The organism is Luteibacter jiangsuensis, from assembly GCF_030812295.1.
GTDB classification, from domain to species: Bacteria; Pseudomonadota; Gammaproteobacteria; order Xanthomonadales; family Rhodanobacteraceae; genus Luteibacter; species Luteibacter jiangsuensis_A.
Map to the genome: position 1 here is coordinate 95,103 of NZ_JAUSSK010000002.1, position 19,230 is coordinate 114,332.

The 19,230-nt window shown below is 66.4% G+C and carries 14 protein-coding genes; 7 read left to right on the forward strand and 7 right to left on the reverse strand.

What is annotated here, in order from left to right; all coding sequences use genetic code 11:
• Positions 1-180: 180 nt before the first annotated feature.
• From J2T07_RS05795 to J2T07_RS05815, 5 genes are all read left to right on the forward strand, one after another.
• Positions 181-3,831: a dermonecrotic toxin domain-containing protein gene (locus J2T07_RS05795; protein ID WP_306848130.1), complete on the forward strand. Its 3,651-nt coding sequence runs from the start codon at positions 181-183 to the stop codon at positions 3,829-3,831.
• A gap of 24 nt (positions 3,832-3,855) precedes the next feature.
• The gene (locus J2T07_RS05800) at positions 3,856-7,113 is read left to right on the forward strand and encodes a DUF6543 domain-containing protein (protein ID WP_306848132.1); all 3,258 of its coding nucleotides are present in this window, start codon (positions 3,856-3,858) and stop codon (positions 7,111-7,113) included.
• Positions 7,114-7,157: 44 nt separating this feature from the next.
• Positions 7,158-7,907: a bifunctional demethylmenaquinone methyltransferase/2-methoxy-6-polyprenyl-1,4-benzoquinol methylase UbiE gene (gene ubiE / locus J2T07_RS05805; protein ID WP_306849487.1), complete on the forward strand. Its 750-nt coding sequence runs from the start codon at positions 7,158-7,160 to the stop codon at positions 7,905-7,907.
• A gap of 84 nt (positions 7,908-7,991) precedes the next feature.
• Complete coding sequence (locus J2T07_RS05810; RefSeq protein WP_306848134.1) at positions 7,992-9,842, forward strand: M1 family metallopeptidase; 1,851 nt, start codon at positions 7,992-7,994, stop codon at positions 9,840-9,842.
• A gap of 97 nt (positions 9,843-9,939) precedes the next feature.
• Positions 9,940-10,938: an alpha/beta fold hydrolase gene (locus J2T07_RS05815; RefSeq protein ID WP_306848136.1), complete on the forward strand. Its 999-nt coding sequence runs from the start codon at positions 9,940-9,942 to the stop codon at positions 10,936-10,938.
• A gap of 89 nt (positions 10,939-11,027) precedes the next feature.
• Here the strand turns inward: J2T07_RS05815 and J2T07_RS05820 are convergent, their stop codons facing one another.
• The 4 genes from J2T07_RS05820 to ttcA all read right to left on the reverse strand — a co-directional run bounded on the left by J2T07_RS05820 (position 11,028) and on the right by ttcA (position 14,949).
• Complete coding sequence (locus J2T07_RS05820; protein ID WP_306848137.1) at positions 11,028-11,795, reverse strand: M48 family metallopeptidase; 768 nt, start codon at positions 11,793-11,795, stop codon at positions 11,028-11,030.
• A gap of 72 nt (positions 11,796-11,867) precedes the next feature.
• A complete protein-coding gene (locus J2T07_RS05825) occupies positions 11,868-12,776 on the reverse strand; it encodes a recombination-associated protein RdgC (protein WP_306848138.1) in 909 nt (302 codons plus the stop codon).
• 77 nt (positions 12,777-12,853) lie between these two features.
• Positions 12,854-14,041 (reverse strand): amino acid aminotransferase, encoded by a 1,188-nt coding sequence (locus tag J2T07_RS05830; RefSeq protein WP_306848141.1) that lies wholly within the window; start codon positions 14,039-14,041, stop codon positions 12,854-12,856.
• Between the two features lie 35 nt (positions 14,042-14,076).
• Positions 14,077-14,949 (reverse strand): tRNA 2-thiocytidine(32) synthetase TtcA, encoded by an 873-nt coding sequence (gene ttcA / locus J2T07_RS05835; RefSeq protein WP_306848143.1) that lies wholly within the window; start codon positions 14,947-14,949, stop codon positions 14,077-14,079.
• A 105-nt stretch (positions 14,950-15,054) separates the two neighbouring features.
• Here ttcA and J2T07_RS05840 point away from each other — a divergent pair, with 105 nt between their 5' ends.
• Entirely contained in the window at positions 15,055-15,261 is a 207-nt protein-coding gene (locus tag J2T07_RS05840) for a YdcH family protein (protein ID WP_306848145.1), read from the forward strand.
• A gap of 7 nt (positions 15,262-15,268) precedes the next feature.
• The gene (locus tag J2T07_RS05845) at positions 15,269-15,865 is read left to right on the forward strand and encodes a GNAT family N-acetyltransferase (protein WP_306848147.1); all 597 of its coding nucleotides are present in this window, start codon (positions 15,269-15,271) and stop codon (positions 15,863-15,865) included.
• Between the two features lie 15 nt (positions 15,866-15,880).
• Here J2T07_RS05845 and J2T07_RS05850 read toward each other — a convergent pair whose 3' ends face one another.
• Genes J2T07_RS05850 through J2T07_RS05860 form a run of 3 tightly spaced genes read right to left on the reverse strand, consistent with a single transcriptional unit; the run spans position 15,881 to position 19,225 of the window.
• Positions 15,881-16,900 (reverse strand): biotin/lipoyl-binding protein, encoded by a 1,020-nt coding sequence (locus J2T07_RS05850; protein ID WP_306848149.1) that lies wholly within the window; start codon positions 16,898-16,900, stop codon positions 15,881-15,883.
• Between the two features lie 11 nt (positions 16,901-16,911).
• The gene (locus tag J2T07_RS05855) at positions 16,912-17,109 is read right to left on the reverse strand and encodes a DUF1656 domain-containing protein (RefSeq protein WP_306848151.1); all 198 of its coding nucleotides are present in this window, start codon (positions 17,107-17,109) and stop codon (positions 16,912-16,914) included.
• Positions 17,099-19,225: an FUSC family protein gene (locus J2T07_RS05860; RefSeq protein WP_306848153.1), complete on the reverse strand. Its 2,127-nt coding sequence runs from the start codon at positions 19,223-19,225 to the stop codon at positions 17,099-17,101. Before J2T07_RS05860 ends, J2T07_RS05855 begins: the two co-directional genes overlap by 11 nt.
• Positions 19,226-19,230 lie beyond the last annotated feature (5 nt).

The following is a 19,230-nucleotide window of genomic DNA, read 5'->3' on the forward strand; positions in this document are numbered from 1 at the left end:
TTGCAGGAAGGTGCCTTTTCAAGGCCCTCGCAATCCACTGACGAAAGCTGCCCCGCCGCACCTACATGCCGCGGCGACCGCCGTCGGACAGGACCATTGTCGTCCCGACCTTAAGCTTGCACTCCCGCCCGGGAAGGACGCCGCGTGCGTCCGGCCCGGTCATACACCATGGAGAGTGATATGGATGTCCCACCGACAACTCCGCATGCGGTCGTACAACTCGAAAGCGAGGCCGCCGTCGAAGCATTGCGCCGCCTCGCCACCACGCGCGATGCCTTCCTGCGCATGTACGAGACGCAACCCACGCTGGATGAAACCCATGCCCAGGGCGCGCAACGATTACTCGATGCACTGCCCGGGTTCTGGATGTCCCCAGAAGCGGCCGGCGGGGAAATCCGCAGCACCCTCCTGGGCAGGCATCTCGCCAACACGATGAAGGAAGAGGCTACGTTACGCGGCCTCGATGGCACCCTCGGTGAAGATGCGGTGTCGCTCGCGACACGCGTCGCCATGGCGAACGACACGCCTCTTCCCGCTGGCATTCACGCGCGCGAACTGATGTTGGGCGACGTTCCACATGCAGGATCGCTGATCGTCGTCGACGACCGTACGCCGCACCTCGCCCTTCTGTTCACCACGCACGGCGGATGGGAGGCATTCGATTCCCACGAACGCCTCCTGGAATCCACCCGGCGCCGATTGCTGGAGTCGATCGACGCCGTCGACGGCGCCGGCATGGAGAACGATGCCTTCGCGGAAGCGAAGACGCAAGGCGCCGTCGGTTCGCGCGAGATCACCGCCGCCGTTTTCCCCACTCTGGCAAAACGTTTGGTGGAGGTGCAGCTCGGACGCATCGCACTTGCGGTTGACGACCATCGCATCGATGGCGACGACCCCGGGGCGACAACTGAACTCGGCGATCGTATCCGACATGAACTCTCCCCTTCGGCGATGCTGGATATCGACGCCATCGAAAGCCTGCGCGAAGCCCGCCTGATCGAAGCGGCTGTCGCGCTTCGCCTGGCCGACGTCCCGTACAACGTTCGCACCGCGTGGTACGAAGCGCGTGATGCATACAACGATGCGCTGGCGATGGCATCGATGCTCCGCGCCGTCACAGGCATGCGGCAGCCGTTGACCTTGCATGCCTTCGCTTCGCGCGAGCTCGCGGCGAAACTGGCATCGTTGGGCATCGACGAATCGCCGGAGGCGATCACGGTCGAAGTCGCCCGGATGAAGGTACTTCCAGAGCCGCTCTCGGCACTCGACCCCTTGCCCGGATCGACGAACGCGCGGCGTGTTTCGCTCGTCGACCTGGCTTGTCAGAACATCGGCCGTTTCTCGCTCGAGACACTGCATGCGATGGATGCGCAAGGCACCTCGCTGCGCGACCGCCTGGGCCAGGGTGCCATCCGCGACATGGTTCGCGACCTCGATATCGCAAACCGCTACCAGACCCACATCGAACAACGCCTGCGCCAGGGAGCCGTCGGTGCCCTGGCCCGGAAACTGACCATGACCGTGCAGGCTGCGCGGATGCGCCTGGATGCAACCGAAGCACGGCTGTCGTACTACCTGTCCGGAGAGCCGCGTTCATTCATCGACGATCGGGAGGAACGAGGATTTCGCTGGATCGAGGCCGCGCTCGACGCTCCAGGCGGTCCCGTCCGCGTGGGCAGACACGAGATTACCGTCTTTCAACTCATGTACCGGCAGGTTCCGCTTGATGGCATCCTCATCTTCGGGTCGCGTGCGCCAGACAGCGCGCCCCGGATCGTCATGTACACGCCCGACGCGCCGGATGGTCTCACTTTCCGCGAATTCGCTAGCCGGCAGGACGCCGCGAAACACCTCCTTTACCACCCCGCCTTCCGCGAATACCTGCTCGATCGCCTGCCGGCTGAATTCGCCACCGTTTCATCCAACGGAGCGAGACGCGAGTTCGCCGGCGATCATCGCGCCCACTGGGTGCTCGGCCCCAGTAGGGATACCCCATATACATTGACCGCCGAACCGTTCGGCGAGCGCCAGGTACATGGCGATTTTCTCTCCGCTGCGTATGACGCCACGGTCGAGAAGTATCGGCGCGATACGCGCTTCCTCTCTCGCTCCACGACCCACGCGGATGGCGACGCGCTGCTCGGATACCTGCAGGGGCGTTTCAACGTCGACGCGCCGGGAAGATTCATCGCGGCTACGCTGGCCGAGGTTCCGGCCAGTCTCGCGCGGATGACACAGGCCTCGTGGCGCTTCTACGACCACGTGAAATCAGGCGACACGGGCCAGGCCTTCGTCGCGTTCACCGAAGGCTACGTCAATGCGCTCAATCTGGTGGTGCCCCCCTTCGTCGGAGGACGGCACATCGCCGGAGCCATCGTGCGCTCCCGCACCGCTCCTCATGGCTTGGCAAATACAGGGGTGCGGCTGCCGCCGCCGCGAGTGCGCTTCGACGACCGATATGTCGCGCGTCATCTGCGCACGACGGGCAGACCGGACGAGAACGGCATCTTTCGCGTGCGTGGGCAGTCGTACATCGAGCAAGACGGTAAGTATTTCCTTGTCAGCTACCACGACGCCTACGGTCGGTGGCGTCTTGGCCGGCCCCAGGGGTCTCTCGACACCAACTTCACCGGACCGTTGATCGAACGAATCGACGGTCGATGGGCATTCGCGCACGATGTTGGCCCGCGCGGCGGCATGCGAAGGCTTCGTCAGCGGTTCAACCGCATGTCCGTCGCTGGTGATGCTCCCCCGCCGGCAGCTCCCGCCGTCGAAGCCGTACCGCCTGTCGCCCCGGTTCCGGAGGCGCTACCGGCCCTGGACTTGCCGCCGGTGATGGAGCCGTTGCGCGCCGAAATCACGGCTGTACTGACCGACAATCCGAGTGCGTCTCCCCTGGTCAGGGAAGACGGGACACACCTGAAGTTCGCTGTCCGCCCACGCAGCGCGCTGATCATCGACTCGAACCTTCATCCGGACATCGCCGCGCTCAGCGTCCATCAGCGACGCGTGTTCCTGCACGAACTGGACGCCCGATTCCCGCTCGCCAGCGAGCGTGTCGAAGTGCTGAACCTTCGCGGATGGGCGCATGACGATGGCCGCCTGGTCCCCTCGCCGCCTCCGTCACCCTCACATTCCTCCCCGCCAGGGATTGCGCAGGGTGCCGACATCCAGTCCCCTTCCATATCTTCGTCGACCGGCGATCCAGCGCCCCCTACGCCCACACTCACCCCAAGCCAGCAAGGGCGCTGGGACGACGCACTCAACGCAGCGAGGAACACGCCACGCTCGCCGCAGCGACCGTCGGTCGATGCAGCGAGCAGCACGGTCACCGAGCCTCTTCCGGCCACCGAGGTCGTGCCGTTCCACGAATGGCCGCAGCGTGTCTGGTATTTCAGGGAGCGCCGATTCACGGCGGAATTCCTGCCGGGAGTGAACGTCGAAGGCGTCACGTTGGCCGACGGCGCGGCCTGGGTCCGCGGGCCGCGCTCATATCCCGTGTCGGTCCTTCCGCCGGAATCACCTGTAAGACAGCTATCCGAAGTGCTCGGCATGTCGCCGGTCCATCGATCCTTGCAGCGCGATCCGCTCGGCTATTGGATGCAGATCGATACGGCGAGCCTTCACGAACCCTGGCGGGTATGGGCGGGCCCCGGCGCCAATCCACCGTGGACGGGTCCCGGATTCGAGATGCGCCGACGCGTCCTTCCCAGCGGCGAATACCAATACACGTTGCACAGCCACGCACCCATCCACATCCCCTCGACACACATCATCAATGTCGGTCGGCGGGGTGAGCGTGCGACGCCCCTCGGCCCCGTCCGTCACTGAACCACCCCCACCAGGAAAATCATCATGGATACGATGCCACCGCAGGCCCCGCCTGCCCTCACCCAGAGTCCGTACGCCGCGGCCACCGACGCCTTCGATCGCCTCGTCGGCCTGCAAGCCTGGCTGGCCACCCAGACCGCCGCCATGCCCGCCCTGCCCGAGACCTTCGATAACGCCGCCATCGGCCCCTACCGCGCCGCCGTCGAGTCCTTCTGGCAGGCCCCCGCCGAGGGCTCCGCGGGCGCCTCCCGCCGCGACACGCTCGCCGCCCACCTCGCCTCCGCCGCCCTCGACCTGGCCCTCCTGGGCCACCACGACGGCACCCTCGATGGCGATGCCCTCGCCCTGGCCCGCGACCTCCGGGCCTCCGGCCCCCTGCCCGCCCACCTCTCCGTGCGCGAGCCGATGTTCGGCACCACCCCCTACGCCGGCGTCCTCCTCATCCAGGACCTGCGCACCCCCGAGCGCGTCCTGCTCTTCTCCACCCAGCTCGGCTGGGAGGCCTTCCCCCGCCTCGCCGATGCCCTCGCCGCCCTGGAGCGGCGCGCACGGCGCGGCCTCGCCGACCAGCCCGACCTGCCCGGCATCGCCCGGCAGCACCTGGCCCACCTCGGCCCGGACCCCTTCGTCACCTCCCGCCCCCTCGCCGGCCCGCCCTTCGATACGCTCGTCCAGCGCCTGATCGACGTCCAGCGCGACAAGCTCGAGCAGGCCGGCTTCGAGTTCGCCCTGGCCCGCGACGGCCAGACCCGCGACGCCGTCCTCACCGATACCGTGTTCGATGCCTTGCGCCTGGACCGCGCCGTCGACGTGACCGCCCTGCTCGCCGTCCGCCACGGCTCCCTCATGGAGGCCTTCAACACCCAGCGCCTGGCCCGCGTGCCCGCCGCCGTGGCCCAGCACTGGCGCGAGGCCGAGGACGCCTATCGCTCCACCCTCGCGGCGATCACCACCCGCGAGGCCCAGGCCGGGCTCGCCACCCCGCCCTCGCTCACCGACTACGCCACCACCGCCCTGGGCGAGCGGCTGCGCGCCCGGGGGATCACCCACGACCCGGCCGACATCCAGGTCCAGATCGATCGCGGCACCGACCCCGCCGCCCGCCTGGAATCGCTCCAAGCCCTCTTCCAGGGCCCTGCCCCCGCCCACATCCGCCTGCTCGACCTCGCCTACCAGAACCTCGCCGCCTTCGAGCCGGTCCGCCTCAGCGCCCAGGCCGGCGATGGCACGCCCCTGCCCGCCCTGGACGATGCCGCCATCCGCCAGCTCGTCCGCGACCTCGACCTGGCCACCCGCTACCCCGCCCTGGTCCAGACCACCTTCCGCACCGGACCCGAGGCGCCCATCCGGCGCGAACACGCCGCCAGCCTGCAGCGCGCCCACATGGGCCTGCTCGCCGCCGAGGCCCGCCTCTCCTACTACCTCCACGACGCCCCCCGCAGCTTTCGCACCGACCACGCCGAGCGCGGCTACCGCTGGGTCCAGGCCGCCCTCGACGCCCCCGATCCCGCCCACCGGGCCCGCGTCGAAGGCCACGAGGTCGTCGTCCGCCAGGTCACCTATCGCGGCACCCCCGTGCGCGACCTCCTCGTCTTCGGCGTGCGCAACCCCGCCAGCGTGCCCAGCATCGTGATGTACACCCCCGATGCCCCCGATGGCATCACCTTCCGCGAGTTCGACGACCGCGCCGAGGCCGGGCGCCGCCTCCTCTACCACCCCGCCTTCCGCGAGTACCTGCTCGACCGCCTGCCCGCCGACGAGGCCCGCGTGCTCCCCAACGGCAGCGCCCGCGCCTTCGCCGGCGACCACCTCGCCCAGTGGGTCCTGGGCACCAGCGACACCTCCGACTACACCCGCACCGACGTCCGCTTCGAGGAACGCGACATCGAGGGCGACTTCCTCCACGCCGCCTACCAGACCGACATCCAGCTCGGCCTGCGCAACGTGCTCACCCTCACCCGCAGCGCCGAGCAGGCCCACTGGGCCTGGCTGGTCGACCGCCTCGGCTCGTCCCTCTCCCAGCGCATCCTCCACGACGTGCTCCAGGGCGTGCTCACCGCGCCCGCCCGCGCCGCCCAGGCCGCCTGGCGCTTCTACGACAACGTCAAGGCCGGCGACCACGCCCACGCCGTCGTCGACTTCGCCGACTTCTACAACGCCTCCCTCGCCGCCGCCGCCCCCGTCCACGCCCTCGGCTCCGCCCCCCTGGCCCGCGCCATCCTCGGCGCCCGCGTCCGCTTCGCCGGGCGCCTCGTCGAAGCCCGCCCCGCCGTCCAGCCCGCCGTCGTCTTCGAGGCCGGCTACCTCGCCAAGGGCGTGCACACATCCGCACCGCCCAACGCCCAGGGCATCTTCACCCTCCAGGGCCGCTCCTACATCGAGCACCGCGGACACCTCTATGGCGTCCGCTACGACCCGCACATCGGCACCTGGCGGCTGAGCCGACCCGGCGGCAACCCCGCCTTCCGCGGACCCGCCATCCGCCGCACCGGCGACGGCTCCTGGGCCTTCCACCAACTCGGACCCCGTGGCGGCACCGGACGCGGCGCCCCGGGCGCCCAGGCCGAGATCTACAACGAGTACCTCGACGAGTTCGAACGTGCTTTTCCCGACCCCTTCGAGCGCGACCTCGTCCGCACGCAAATGCGACGCGAACTGACCGAAAACACTCCGGCCACCAATGTAAGCGCAGCGCAGCGACTGCGCTGGAACGAAGCGACCGCCCGCGCATACGAGCGCAACCGCGCATTGGCAGAAACACAGCCGGCTTATCCAGGACCAGGCGTCGCCCACGACATGGTGGTCCCGCGTGTGCCCACGCCGCCTTCGATGCCGGCAGGCTATCGCCTCCCGACGCTGGCCGAAGTCCCCGAGGAGCTTTGGTATTACGGCAGCAAGCCCTTCAAGAACAGTTCGCTCGAGCGCCTCAAGGCATCGGGAAACCACGGATTCAGTCCCAACTGGGCCAGCATCCGCACCGAACTCGTCGATCGGCGAATGAGCGGGCTTCGTCTCTCTACCGTCCCCCCTACCGCGCCGATCGAGGAGATACGTGCGGCCAGTGGAATCCGGGCGGCGCGAGGAGACATGTTCGCCGTGCGTATTCACCCGCGAACCATGCTCACGGTGAGCGAAAGAAGCAGGAACCCGCAGGCCAGCCTGTTGCTCCGGGAACAGGGGCCGGCGGGACGCTATGTCATGCGTGCACCGGAAGGAAACCGTGTCCAGTTTCATAGGCATCAGCACGAAGTGATCTCGAAATTGCCTGACGAAGCGCGCTGACAGGTGCCTGCCGGAGCAGGGTGAACGGGAGTACCATGCACGGCATGGAAAACGAGAAAACCACCCACTTCGGCTTCCGCGACGTACCCCTGGCCGACAAGCAAAAGCTTGTCGGCCAGGTGTTCACGTCGGTGGCGCGCAACTACGACCTCATGAACGACCTCATGTCGTTCGGCATCCATCGCTTGTGGAAACGGCATTTCGTCGCCGTGAGCGGCGTGCGCCGCGGCGACCGCGTGCTGGATCTGGCCGGTGGTACCGGTGACATCGCCGCCCTGCTCAAGCCCGTGGTAGGTGACGAGGGTGAAGTGGTGGTCGGCGATATCAACGCCGCCATGCTCGGCGTGGGGCGTGACCGGCTTACCGATCGAGGCCTCGTGGCCGGCTTGCGTTGGGCGCAGATGAACGCCGAGATGTTGCCGTTTCCCGACAACAGCTTCGATGCCGTCACGATAGCCTTCGGCCTGCGCAACGTCACCGACAAGGACAAGGCACTCGCGGACATGCGCCGCATCCTCAAGCCCGGTGGACGCGCCCTCGTGCTGGAGTTTTCCAAGGTGCGAAGCCCGGTGCTGTCGAAGCTCTACGACGTCCATTCCTTCAAGATCCTGCCGCGCCTTGGCCGGCTGTTCGCGAACGATGCGGACAGTTACCAGTACCTCGCCGAGTCCATCCGCAAACACCCCGACCAGGAAACCCTCAAGGGCATGATGCTCCATGCCGGTTTCGGGCACGTGGAAGTGCGCAACCTCAGTAGTGGCATCGTCGCCATCCACCGCGCCTACAAGCTGTAATACAGCGGAGGGGTCGCCGCACGTGGTGGTCGGGACCAGGGCAGGCGGTGGCATACTGCCCGCTTCCTTCCATCGGAATGCCCCATGCGCCTGCTTCCCGTCGTCGCCCTCACCATGGCGTTTCCCGCCGTGGCCCTCGCCTCCGATCCGCATTCCTATGCCCAGCCGGACGCGGTGCTTGTCACCCATCTGGACCTCGACCTCAAGCTGGACTTCGACAAGCGCGCACTTGCCGGCAATGCCACGCTGAAGCTCGACTGGAAAGACGCCAAGGCGAAGGACCTCGTGCTCGATACGCGCGACCTGAAGATCGCCCGGGTCGAAGCCCTGGACGCCTCGGGCAAGGCCACGCCGCTGAAGTTCGTCCTCGCCCCGCGCGACAAGGAGCTGGGCTCGAAGCTCACTGTCGAGGCCCCGGCTCATCCCGCGAGCGTACGCATCGCCTATGCGACGGTGCCGGAAGCATCGGGCCTGCAATGGCTCACGCCGGAACAGACGGCCAGCAAGAAGCAGCCCTTCATGTTCTCGCAGTCGGAATCGATCCATGCGCGCTCATGGGTACCGCTGCAGGATTCGCCTGCGATCCGCATCACCTACGACGCCCATATCAGCGCGCCGAAGGATGTCCGGGTGGTAATGAGCGCGATCAACGACGCAAAGCATCCGCTCGACGGCGACTTCTCATTCGACCAGCCCCACCCCATCCCCTCGTACCTGCTCGCGATCGCCGCCGGCGACATAGCGGTGAAGGAGACGGGCCCGCGCAGCGCCGTCTATGCGGAGCCGGGCGTGGTCGACAAGGCCGCACACGAATTCGAAGACACCGAGAAGCTGATCGAGACCACCGAGAAGCTCTATGGCCCCTATGCATGGGGTCGCTACGACATCCTCGTGCTTCCGCCCTCGTTCCCGTTCGGCGGCATGGAAAACCCGAACATGACCTTCGCCACGCCGACCGTGCTGGTCGGCGACAAGAGCCTCGTCTCGCTGGTGTCGCACGAACTGGCGCATTCCTGGTCGGGGAACCTCGTCACCAATGCCGCCTGGCGCGACGGCTGGTTGAATGAAGGGTTCACCACCTACGTGCAGGGGCGGATCACCGAAGCCGTCTACGGCAAGGCCCTTGCCGACGAGGAGGCACTGCTGTCCGCACGCGAACTGCAGAAGACCATCGGCCACATGCCCCCGAACGCGCAGAAGCTCACGCCCGACCCGCGCGGCACGGACGCGGACGATGCCTTGTCCTCGGTTGCGTACGACAAGGGCTCGTGGTTTCTGCGCACCCTGGAACAGCGCTTCGGCCGCGACATCTTCGACGCCTACCTGAAAGGCTACTTCGCCCACTTCGCCTTCCAGAGCATCGATACGGATACGATGTTCGCCTATCTCAAGACCAACCTGCTGGACAAATATCCGGGCAAGATGAGCGAAGCCGAAGCCCGCGCCTGGATCTGGCAACCGGGCATTCCGAAGGACGCGCCACTGCCATCGTCGCCGCGCTTCGACAGCATCGACAAACAGCGTGAAGCCTTCCTCGCCGGCACGCTCGACGCCGCCAAGCTCGATGCGAAGAGCTGGAACACCCAGGAATGGATGTACTTCCTCGATCGCTTGCCTGACGTCACGCCGCTGGCCCGGATCAAGGCAATCGACGCCGCGTGGCATCTCACCGGCACACCGAACGCCGAGATCGGGATGCGCTGGTATGCGCATGCCATCGCCGCTGGCGACAAGGACGTGTGGACGGCCGCCGCCGAACACATGACCCGGATCGGCCGGCTGTACCTCACCACGCCGGTCTATCGCGCCTTCGCCCGCACCCCGGAGGGCCTCGCCTTCGCCAAGCAGACGTACGCCAAGGCGAAGAGCGGCTACCATCCGATGACCCAGCGGGCGGTGGAGCGCATCCTCGCCGGCACGTCGAAGAAGAAATAACGCACGAACTTGCGGCCTCCCTTCGGCCGCAAGCCTTGCATCCTTCCGCGACGCCCCGCATCTTGCGGGGCGTCCTCCGTTCCAGGCTCCCTACTCCATGGCCAAGACCCCGATCCCTGCACCCACCGATAGCCGTCCCCTTTGGCAGCGCCTGCTGCTGCGTCGGCTGAAGTTCCTCGTCGTGGTGGCGCTGGTGCTCGGCATCGGCGCAGGGCTCGTCTACCTGTTCGCCCCTTCGTTGCTGCTCAAGGCCGACGCGGCACGCCTGGCCATGGCATCGCACGTCGAGAAGAAAACCATCGTCGCCGGCGATACCACCTGGTCGTACTACGAAGGCGGTGACGGCCCCACGATCGTTCTCCTGCACGGTTTCGCCGCGAACAAGGAAACCTGGCTGGAAATGGCCAAGGGCCTGACCGACCATTTCCACGTCGTCATTCCCGACCTGCCCGGCTGGGGCGAATCGTCGCGCAACGAAGGCGGCGACTACGGCATTCCCGCGCAGGCCGCGCGCCTGGAGGCTTTCGCGGCGGCCGTCGGCGCGCAGCATTTCCTCCTGGTCGGACAGTCAATGGGCGGCGCGATCGCCGGGGTCTATGCGGAGCAGCATCCGGAGCGTGTCGCGAGCCTGGTTCTGATGAGTTCGGTAGGACTGACCTTCAAGGACAATGACTTCACCCGCGAAGTGAAGGCGGGAACGAATCCGTTCCTCTACGGCGACCGCGCCGGGCTGGAAGCGCTGCTGGCGCGAATCTTCCTCACACCGCCACATATCCCCGGCCGCCTGGAAGACGCACTGGTCGCGCGCAACCAGAAGGACCACGCGTTCATCGAGCGCACGTTCAACCAGCTGAAGCAACCGGCGCAGGCGTTCGCGCTCGATCCCGTCATCGGCAAACTATCGATGCCCGTCCTGGGCCTCTGGTGCCGCGAGGACAAGATCATCGATGTGTCGGCACTGGATACGCTGCGCGGCGGACTCAAGAGCTCGCCGTCCATCGGCGCCACCATACTGAACGGCTGCAACCACATGCCGATGCTCGAGAAGCCGGAAGAAACCGCGCGCATCATCACGGGATTCGCGCTCGCCCACTGACCCGGCTTGGCCGGGAGCCGAGACCGCTTGGTCGGGAGCCGCCTTCATGGTGGGAGCCGACCCTGTCGGCGATACGGACTCGCGAGAGCCTAATCGGCCACGTCCGCGATGAGCCTGTCCAACTGCATCTTCAGCCCGCTGCCGTTCGCGCGCAGCCAGGCACGCTGTTCCCCGTGGTCGGGGAACACGCTCTCCACCCAATGCCAGAACTTCGGTGAGTGATTGCGCACCTTGAGGTGGCAAAGCTCATGCACGAGCACATAGCGCAATGCGGCGGGGGGCGCGAGCGCCAGGGCCAGGTCCAGGTTGATCCTGTCCCGTGTGTCCAGGCTGCCCCACAGGCTCTTCAGCGGACGGATGCGCAAGGCCGTGGGCGCTGCGTTGATCTGCGGAATGTAGGCAGGCAGCCAGCGCGAGACGTCGCGGCGGATCTGCGCTTCGAAGTAGGTAGCCAACAGGCCGCGAGCGACGAGCAGCGCCCGCGTGTGCGGCCGGGGGAGGGCCAGGGTCAACAGGCCCGGCTCGTGCTCCACCCGGGGGTAGGACCCTTCCGACCAATCGAGGGTGATCTCCTCGCCACGGAAGGGAAACGTAGTGGGTACGCCTACGCGTAGTGGCGGCAAGGGCTGGGCATCGAGATTGAATTCGCCGAGCTTCTGCTCCAGCCAATCGGCGTGATGGCGTAGGAAGGCCGTCATCTGCGCCGTATGCGTGCCGTTGGGATAGGTGAGCCGTGCGCCCTTGGGGGTAACCGTCAGGCGCAAACGGCGGGCGCGCGGGTGCGCCGCCTTGAGCACACGGATGGTGCCACCCGTGGGGGTTGCCAGTTCCAGCCAGTCGCCTTCGTCCGATGCCATGTCGCGAGTCTCGTGTCGATCCCGACGAACATTCCACCAAGCCATATCATTACCTGCGACGCCGACGCCCGATCAATCCGGACGCGGCAACTTGAACCATTCTTCCAGCTTGCCCAGCAGGCGCTCGTACTCGAGCGCCATAAGGGAGAAATTCGCGTCCATTTCCGCCGCGGCCGATTCAGGGCTGTCCGCCTGCTCGTCCAGGACGACGTCGGTGAACTTGATTTTACGCAGGATCAGGTCCTCGCCAAGTACAAAGGAGATGCGGTCATCGAACACCAGTCCCAACTGGAAGACCTGTTTTCCGGTCCGCAGGTGTTCGCGAATCTCATCCGTGTCGAGATCCTGGCGGCGGCACCGGGCGATGGCGCCCGACGCCGTGGCGGGATCACGCAACTCACACTCGTCACCCAGGGCCAGTCCGGCCGGCAGTTCCCCCGAGGCGACCCAGTGGGTCATGAGGATCCGAGGCGACTCCTCGGGCGCCAGCGGCACCGCCGGAAAGCTGCCCAGCGCCTCACGGACCTGGCTGAGTGTGTTTTCAGCCGACTTCCGGCTGGACGTGTCCAGGACCAGCCACCCGTTCTTCTTGTCCGCATAGGCCTTCATGCGCGAACTGCGCACGAACGCGCGCGGAAGCAGCTCGTTCATGACGTCGTCCTTGATCTTCTTGCGCTCGCGGCCCCCGACCTTGCGCCCTTCCTCCTCGGCGATCTTCTGCACGCGGTTGGCCAGTTCGTCGTTCACGACCGAGGACGGCAGGAGTTTATCTTCGCTACCGACCGTGACCATCGTGTTGCGGCCGACGCTATGGGTCATGCCTTCTTCGTTGCGGCCCAGCGGCGAGACGAAGCCGCGGGTGGCCATTTCCAAGGGGCCGACGGGACGCAGCCGGTGCTCGGGAAGCGCTTCGTCGAGGCGCTCCAGGTCGGCCGCGACGGATTCGGAAAAGCGGAACAATGTCAGGTTGCGAAAAAACATGTATCGATGGATCTCATGCGAAGGGATGGCCACGGCGGGCGCTGTGCGCCCACCGGCGAAAGGGTTTTGTCAGGGGGTCAGACGACGCGGGCGATGGCTTCGGCCACGCGGTCGATATTGCCCTGGTTGAGCGCGGCGACACAGATGCGGCCCGTGCTCACGGCATAGATGCCGAATTCCACGCGCAGGCGCTCGACCTGCCCCGCCGACAGCCCCGAATACGAGAACATGCCACGCTGGCGCTCGATGAACCCGAAGTCGCCGACCTTGGCCAGGCGCTCGGTCAGGCCGCTGCGCATGGTGCGGATGCGCTCACGCATGTGGCCAAGCTCGGCTTCCCACGTCGCGCGGAGGTCGTCGTGATTGAGCACGGCGGACACCACCGCGGCACCGTGCGTCGGCGGATTGGAGTAGTTGGTACGGATCACCCGCTTCAACTGCGACTGCACACGCACCGCTTCGTCATGCGACGCCGTGACGATCGACAGCGCTCCGACACGCTCGCCGTACAGGGAGAACGACTTGGAGAACGAGCTGGCGACAAAAAACGCGATGTCCGTCTCGGCGAACAGGCGCACCGCCTCGGCATCCGCCGCGATGCCGTCACCGAAGCCCTGGTAGGCGATGTCGAGGAAAGGCACGAGGCCTCGCTCCTTTACCGTCGAGATCACGCGCTTCCAGTCGTCGGAGCCGAGGTCGACACCCGTGGGATTGTGGCAACAGGCGTGCAGCACGACGATGGCGCCGGTGGGCAACGTCGCCAGCCCGCCGAGCATGGCTTCGACGTCCACCCCATGCGTCGCGGCGTCGTAATAGGGATATTCCACGACCTGGAAGCCCGCGCCTTCGAACAAGGCACGGTGGTTTTCCCAGCTCGGATTGCTGATCGCCACCGGGACGGACGGGTTCAGCCGCTTCAGGAAGTCGGCGCCGACCTTCAATGCGCCCGTGCCGCCGAGCGCCTGTGCGGTGACCACGCGCCGGTCGGCCAGCAAGGGCGAGGTCTCGCCGAAAAGCAGCTTCTGCACGGCGCTGTCGTACAACGCGATGCCGTCGATCGGCAGGTAGCCGCGTGGCAACTGGGCTTCCAGCCGCGCCCTCTCGGCCTCGCGCACGGCGCGCAGCAGCGGCACGTGGCCGTGTTCGTCGTAGTACACGCCCACGCCGAGATTGACCTTGTCGGTACGGGTATCGGCACCGAAGGCTTCGTTGAGGCCGAGGATCGGATCGCGCGGCGCGAGTTCGACGGAAGAGAACAGGGTCATGATCGGCGGGCCTTGAAGCGTGTGAAGGGAGATGATCAGTCGTTGTCGTCGGCGGCGTCGCCACCTGCGAGCCAAGCGCGCGTGTCGGCGCGTGGAGCGTCGGCGCGTGAGCCGAGGGCGGCGAAGTCGAACAGGTTTCGATCGGTCAATTGCGACGGGGCGATGTTGCCCATCGCGCGAAAGATGGTTTCGCTCCGACCGGGATGGGCTTTCTCCCAGTCGGCCAGCATGCGCTTCACCACTTTGCGCTGCATGTTTTCCTGCGAACCACACAGGTTGCAGGGAATGATCGGGAATGCCCGCGCCTCGGCATAGGCTGCGATGTCGTCCTCGCGGCAATACGCGAGCGGGCGGATCACCACGTGGCGCCCATCGTCCGACAGCAGCTTCGGCGGCATCGCCTTCAGGCTGCCCTGGTAGAACATGTTCAGGAAGAACGTGCCGAGGATGTCGTCGCGGTGGTGGCCGAGCGCGATCCGCGTGATGCCGTTGTCGGCCGCCCACTGATACAGCGCGCCGCGGCGCATGCGTGAGCAAAGGCTGCACATCGTCTTGCCCTGGGGGATGACCCGGGTCACGACGCTGTAGGTATCTTGTTCGATGATGTGGAAGGGAACGCCCCGCGCCTTGAGGTATTCCGGCAGCACATGCTCGGGGAAGTCGGGCTGCTTCTGATCGAGGTTGACCGCGATGAGTTCGAAGCGGACCGGCGCCTTGGCCTGCAGGGACAGCAGCATGTCCAGCAAGGTGTAGGAATCCTTGCCGCCGGAAAGGCACACCATCACCTTGTCCCCGTCCTCGATCATGCCGAAATCGGCGATCGCCTGGCCGACCTGGCGACGCAGGCGCTTGGCCAGCTTGCCTGTTTCGTAGGTCTGCTTGCGCGTGGCTTCGGGGGAGGCGGACATGGTGCGGCGAGTGCTTCGGGCGGGACGGGTCCCCTATTGTAGCCGCTGCGGGCCCGCTCGCCCGGAGTTACAATCGGTTCTTCCCTCGCCGTCCGGCCCAATGCCATGCAGGTTCAGGACCCAGCAGAACTCAACCAGCGCCTCGCCGAGCTCAAGGTGGAGCACCGCGACCTCGACACCGCCATCGAGCACCTGGCGGCGGCGATCACCCGCGACGAGCTTCAGCTTACCCGCCTGAAAAAGCGCAAGTTGCTGCTGAAAGACACCATCGCCCGGATCGAAAGCCGGCTGATCCCCGACCTCGACGCCTGAGCCATCCATGATCCCCGCCCGCCTGGAAAACGCCTACGTCACCCTGGAACCGCTGGCCCTCGCGCACATCGGCCCGCTCGAGCGAGCCGCCGCCGACGGCAACCTATGGGACCTCTGGTTCACCTCCGTACCCGCCCCGGGCCGCATGACCGACTACGTGGAATCGGCACTGCGCGGCCAGGACGAGGGGCGGATGTCGCCATGGGTCGTTCGAGAGAACGGCAGCGGGGAGATCGTCGGCTCCACGCGGTATTACGACATCGTGCCCGATCCGTTCCGCGTGGCCATCGGCTACACCTGGTATGCGCGGCGCTGGCAGCGCAGCCATGTCAATACCGCGTGCAAGCACCTGCTGCTGGCGAACGCCTTCCAGAACGAGGGGGTGGTCGCGGTGGAGTTCCATACCGACGCCTACAACCAGGACTCCCAGCGCGCCATCGAGAAGCTGGGCGCCCGGCGCGAGGGCATCCTCCGCGCCCACAAGCGGCGCCCCGACGGTTCCCTGCGCGACACGGTCTGCTACAGCATCCTCGCCACCGAGTGGCCCGACGTGGACAAATGGCTGGATTTGCGCCTGAAGCGCCTCGCTCCAGCCGGTCCCTGAGACTAGCGGCGTACCTCAACGAGACGCCACCGCCTCGCCACCTGACGGTCGCACCACGAGCGTGGCCGTCATGCCGGCCGCCAGCACCGTTCCGGGCGGCAGGTGTGCGGTATCGATCTTCACGCGCACCGGCACGCGCTGGGCCAGGCGAACCCAGTTGAACGTGGGGTTCACATCCGCAAGCAGATCGCTGCCGGTCGGGTTGTCGGCATCGGTGATGCCCCGCGCAACACTCTCCACCGTACCCTTCAGGTTGACCCCACCGCTCATGAGGCGGATGTCGACAGGGTCGCCGACATGCAAGCCGGGCAGCTTCGTTTCCTCGAAGTACCCGTAGATCCAGTACGAGCTGCTGTCGATCAGGGCGAGCCGTGCCGCACCGGCGCTGGCGTAGTCTCCAACGCGGACATCGAGGTTGGTGACGTACCCGTCCACCGGCGCGCGTACCTCGGTCCGGTCGAGGTTGAGTTGCGCGGAAGCGAGTTCCACCTGGGCCTGGGCCACGGCGGCCAGCGCCTGCTGTTGCGCGGCGCTGGCCTGCTTCGTGCTCGCCTGCGCCTGCTGCCAGCCGGCGCGCGCAGCATTCGCGGCGGCCATGGCATTGGCCTTGTCCTCGGCGGAGATGACGTTGTTGATCAGCTTTTGCCGGCGCTCCGACTGCGCTTCGTACATCTCGTAATTCGACCTGCTCTGCTGGGCACCGGCCGTGGCGGCGTTGATGTTCGCGCCCGCGGCGCGTGCGGAGGCCTCGGCGGCATCGAGGTTGGCCTGCGCCTGCGCGACCGCGTTCTGGTATCGCGCCTTGTCGACGACGAAGAGCAGGTCGCCCTTCTTCACCGTCTGGTTGTCGATGACGCGCACGTCGGTCACGAGACCCGCCACGTCGGGCGCGATCCTGACGATCTCCGCACGCACACGCCCGTCACGCGTCCACGGCGAGTACATGTAGTGCTTCCACAGCGCATGACCGACGAAGGCCGCGAAGACGACGACCACGGCGGTCACGGCGAAACGGATGAGACTGGCGAATTTCATGGCGGGATCACTCAGTACAGGAACAGCGCCAGGGCGCCGAAGACACAGACGAAGACAGCGAGGCGGAACAACGGCGGGTGCCAGACCAGACGGTACAAGCCGAAGCGGCCGGCCAGCCCGTCGAGCATCCACAACAGGAGCAACGCCAGGACGAAGAAGACGAGCAACCCCGGCACGAGGGCGTCGCCGAGGGCGATCTCACGAGGCATGGGCGATTTCCTTGCCGAGAGGCGCATCGGGCATGTACGCGGCGAGGATGGATTCGCCGTCGAGCAATGCCATGCGCACGAGATGAAGGTGTTCGAGCAGGTGTGCGACGCCGTCGTGCTCCCCGACGCTGGCGATCGCCGTGGCGACGGCGTCGCGCGCCAGCAGGTAGCCTCGCGCATCGGGTTTCTCGTAGAAGCGAGACAACGTGCCCAGCGCGTCTTCAAGGTAGGGACGCAACGTGGCCGGCAGTTCACGACGGGCCATGTCATGGCGAAGTTCGATCAGTGCGCGACCAGTTTCATGTACCGCCAGGGCCCAGGCGATCAGCGCGCGCGAGTCGGCGCTGCCCGGCTCGGTCTGCGCGACCACCTGGCTCACCAGGTCGTGGTTGACGCTCTCGAAACGGTGGCGAAGGCCCGGCAGCGGCGCCTCCGCGGCAAGCGCCACCTGTCCGCGAAGCCGGGCCAACTGGCGACGGCGCAACCACGCGCTACCGATCGCCGGGGGAATCACCACGAACGACACGGCCGCCGCACCAAGCCCGACGACCTGGGCGATCGCATCGTTGATGAAATGCGAGGGATCGTAGGTCTGCACGTTCTTCAGGGCGAGGATGTAGGCGAAGCCCATGGCCCAGCCAAGTCCATACGATGCGAACCGCTGGGTCATCATCATGACCAGGCCCACGGCGAGGAAAGGCGCGACGCCGACCACGAGCAAACCGTATCCATCCAGCTGCGTCAGCACGAAGAACTCACAGACGAAACCTGCGACCATGCCCGAGAGGTAACCGAGCATCACCAGCCAGGTGACCCTCGTGGGGTTCGGCGTGGTGGCGAAGAGTCCGGCGAAGACCGTCGCGAGCAGCATCGCGCTCGAGCCCATGGGCCACGCGCTCCCGATCCAGAATGCACCGAGCACGAGCATGGTGAGCGTCGTACGAACGGTGGCGATACCTGCACCGAGAAAATCGTTACCGCGATCGAAGCGCACGCGCTCGGCCGACGCGGCGATGACGCGCGGGGCCTGCAAAGTGGCCGCCGCGTCCACGTAATCGTGCAATTCATCGACGAAGCGCAGAAGCAGCGCGGCACCCGTGTCGAAGTCACGCAGGTCCTGCGTATCGCCGAGGGTGTCTCGCAATGGCCCGGTGTTATCTCGCATCGTTTCGCGCGCGGCCGCCAGCCGTGGCAAGAGCACGCGGGCCGCCGCACCGGCTTCGATGGGCGCGTCCAACGCGGCGCCGAGGGGAGCGTACAGACGAATCAACAGGCTCGCCGTGGCGTCACGATGTGCCCGCTTCAAGCGATTGATGAGGTGATGCAGCGACTGGAAACTGGTCGACGCAGCCATGAAGCGTTGATTGAAAAGACGCAGGTGATGGCTGCGTGCGCGTGCTTCGGCATCTTCGAAGATGACGGAACTGCGCAGGTCTTCCAGCGAGACCGCCGCGCACACGAAGCGCAGGTGCGCCTTCTCCATCGATTCGCGTGGAATGGCGCCACCCGTGCTATCGCGGACGAAGGCCACGAAATGGGCGAACTGGTCGCGCGCCGTACGACGCAGTACGTCACGCATGCGGCTCGGGAATATGACGTCGCTGACGACCCCGCTGACCAGAAGGCCGAGCAACACCTCGCTGATGCGCGCCGTGGCCGAGTCGAACACACCCGGGGGGTTCTCGATAACCGGGATAGCGACGATGGCGGCGGTGTAACCCCCTAGGACGAAGGCATATGACTTGAAGTTGCGGTACAGCGTGGCACCACCGGCACAGATGCCGATCCACAGGGATAGGGCAAGGAGAAACAGGTCGCGCTGTTGCGGGAACGCGGCGACGATGCCGACCGCCGCCGTGGCGCCTGCCAGGGTACCGAGGGCACGGTAGAAACTTTTCGCCAGCACCATGCCGGCTTGCCGGTTGGCGACGATGATCGTGGTCAGCATCGCCGTGGACGGCGCGGGCAAGTCCAGTCGCATGGCGATCCAGCCGGTCAGGAAGAACGCGATCAGGGTCTTGACCACGAACAGCCATACCGAGGCTTCTTCGCGCAGTGTCTCGGCGACGACGTGTCGCGTGACAGGACCGCTGGTTGAGAGGTCGGAAGCGGACATGACGC

Excerpts from the sequence above, each read along its gene's own strand:
- J2T07_RS05830 (WP_306848141.1), bottom strand. The coding sequence starts at position 14,041 with ATGACCCTGTTCTCTTCCGTCGAACTCGCGCCGCGCGATCCGATCCTC.
- J2T07_RS05840 (WP_306848145.1), top strand. The coding sequence starts at position 15,055 with ATGCAGGTTCAGGACCCAGCAGAACTCAACCAGCGCCTCGCCGAGCTC.
- ubiE (WP_306849487.1), top strand. The coding sequence starts at position 7,158 with ATGGAAAACGAGAAAACCACCCACTTCGGCTTCCGCGACGTACCCCTG.
- J2T07_RS05825 (WP_306848138.1), bottom strand. The coding sequence starts at position 12,776 with ATGTTTTTTCGCAACCTGACATTGTTCCGCTTTTCCGAATCCGTCGCG.
- J2T07_RS05845 (WP_306848147.1), top strand. The coding sequence starts at position 15,269 with ATGATCCCCGCCCGCCTGGAAAACGCCTACGTCACCCTGGAACCGCTG.
- J2T07_RS05815 (WP_306848136.1), top strand. The coding sequence starts at position 9,940 with ATGGCCAAGACCCCGATCCCTGCACCCACCGATAGCCGTCCCCTTTGG.
- J2T07_RS05820 (WP_306848137.1), bottom strand. The coding sequence starts at position 11,795 with ATGGCATCGGACGAAGGCGACTGGCTGGAACTGGCAACCCCCACGGGT.
- J2T07_RS05860 (WP_306848153.1), bottom strand. The coding sequence starts at position 19,225 with ATGTCCGCTTCCGACCTCTCAACCAGCGGTCCTGTCACGCGACACGTC.
- J2T07_RS05800 (WP_306848132.1), top strand. The coding sequence starts at position 3,856 with ATGGATACGATGCCACCGCAGGCCCCGCCTGCCCTCACCCAGAGTCCG.
- ttcA (WP_306848143.1), bottom strand. The coding sequence starts at position 14,949 with ATGTCCGCCTCCCCCGAAGCCACGCGCAAGCAGACCTACGAAACAGGC.
- J2T07_RS05855 (WP_306848151.1), bottom strand. The coding sequence starts at position 17,109 with ATGCCTCGTGAGATCGCCCTCGGCGACGCCCTCGTGCCGGGGTTGCTC.
- J2T07_RS05810 (WP_306848134.1), top strand. The coding sequence starts at position 7,992 with ATGCGCCTGCTTCCCGTCGTCGCCCTCACCATGGCGTTTCCCGCCGTG.
- J2T07_RS05795 (WP_306848130.1), top strand. The coding sequence starts at position 181 with ATGGATGTCCCACCGACAACTCCGCATGCGGTCGTACAACTCGAAAGC.
- J2T07_RS05850 (WP_306848149.1), bottom strand. The coding sequence starts at position 16,900 with ATGAAATTCGCCAGTCTCATCCGTTTCGCCGTGACCGCCGTGGTCGTC.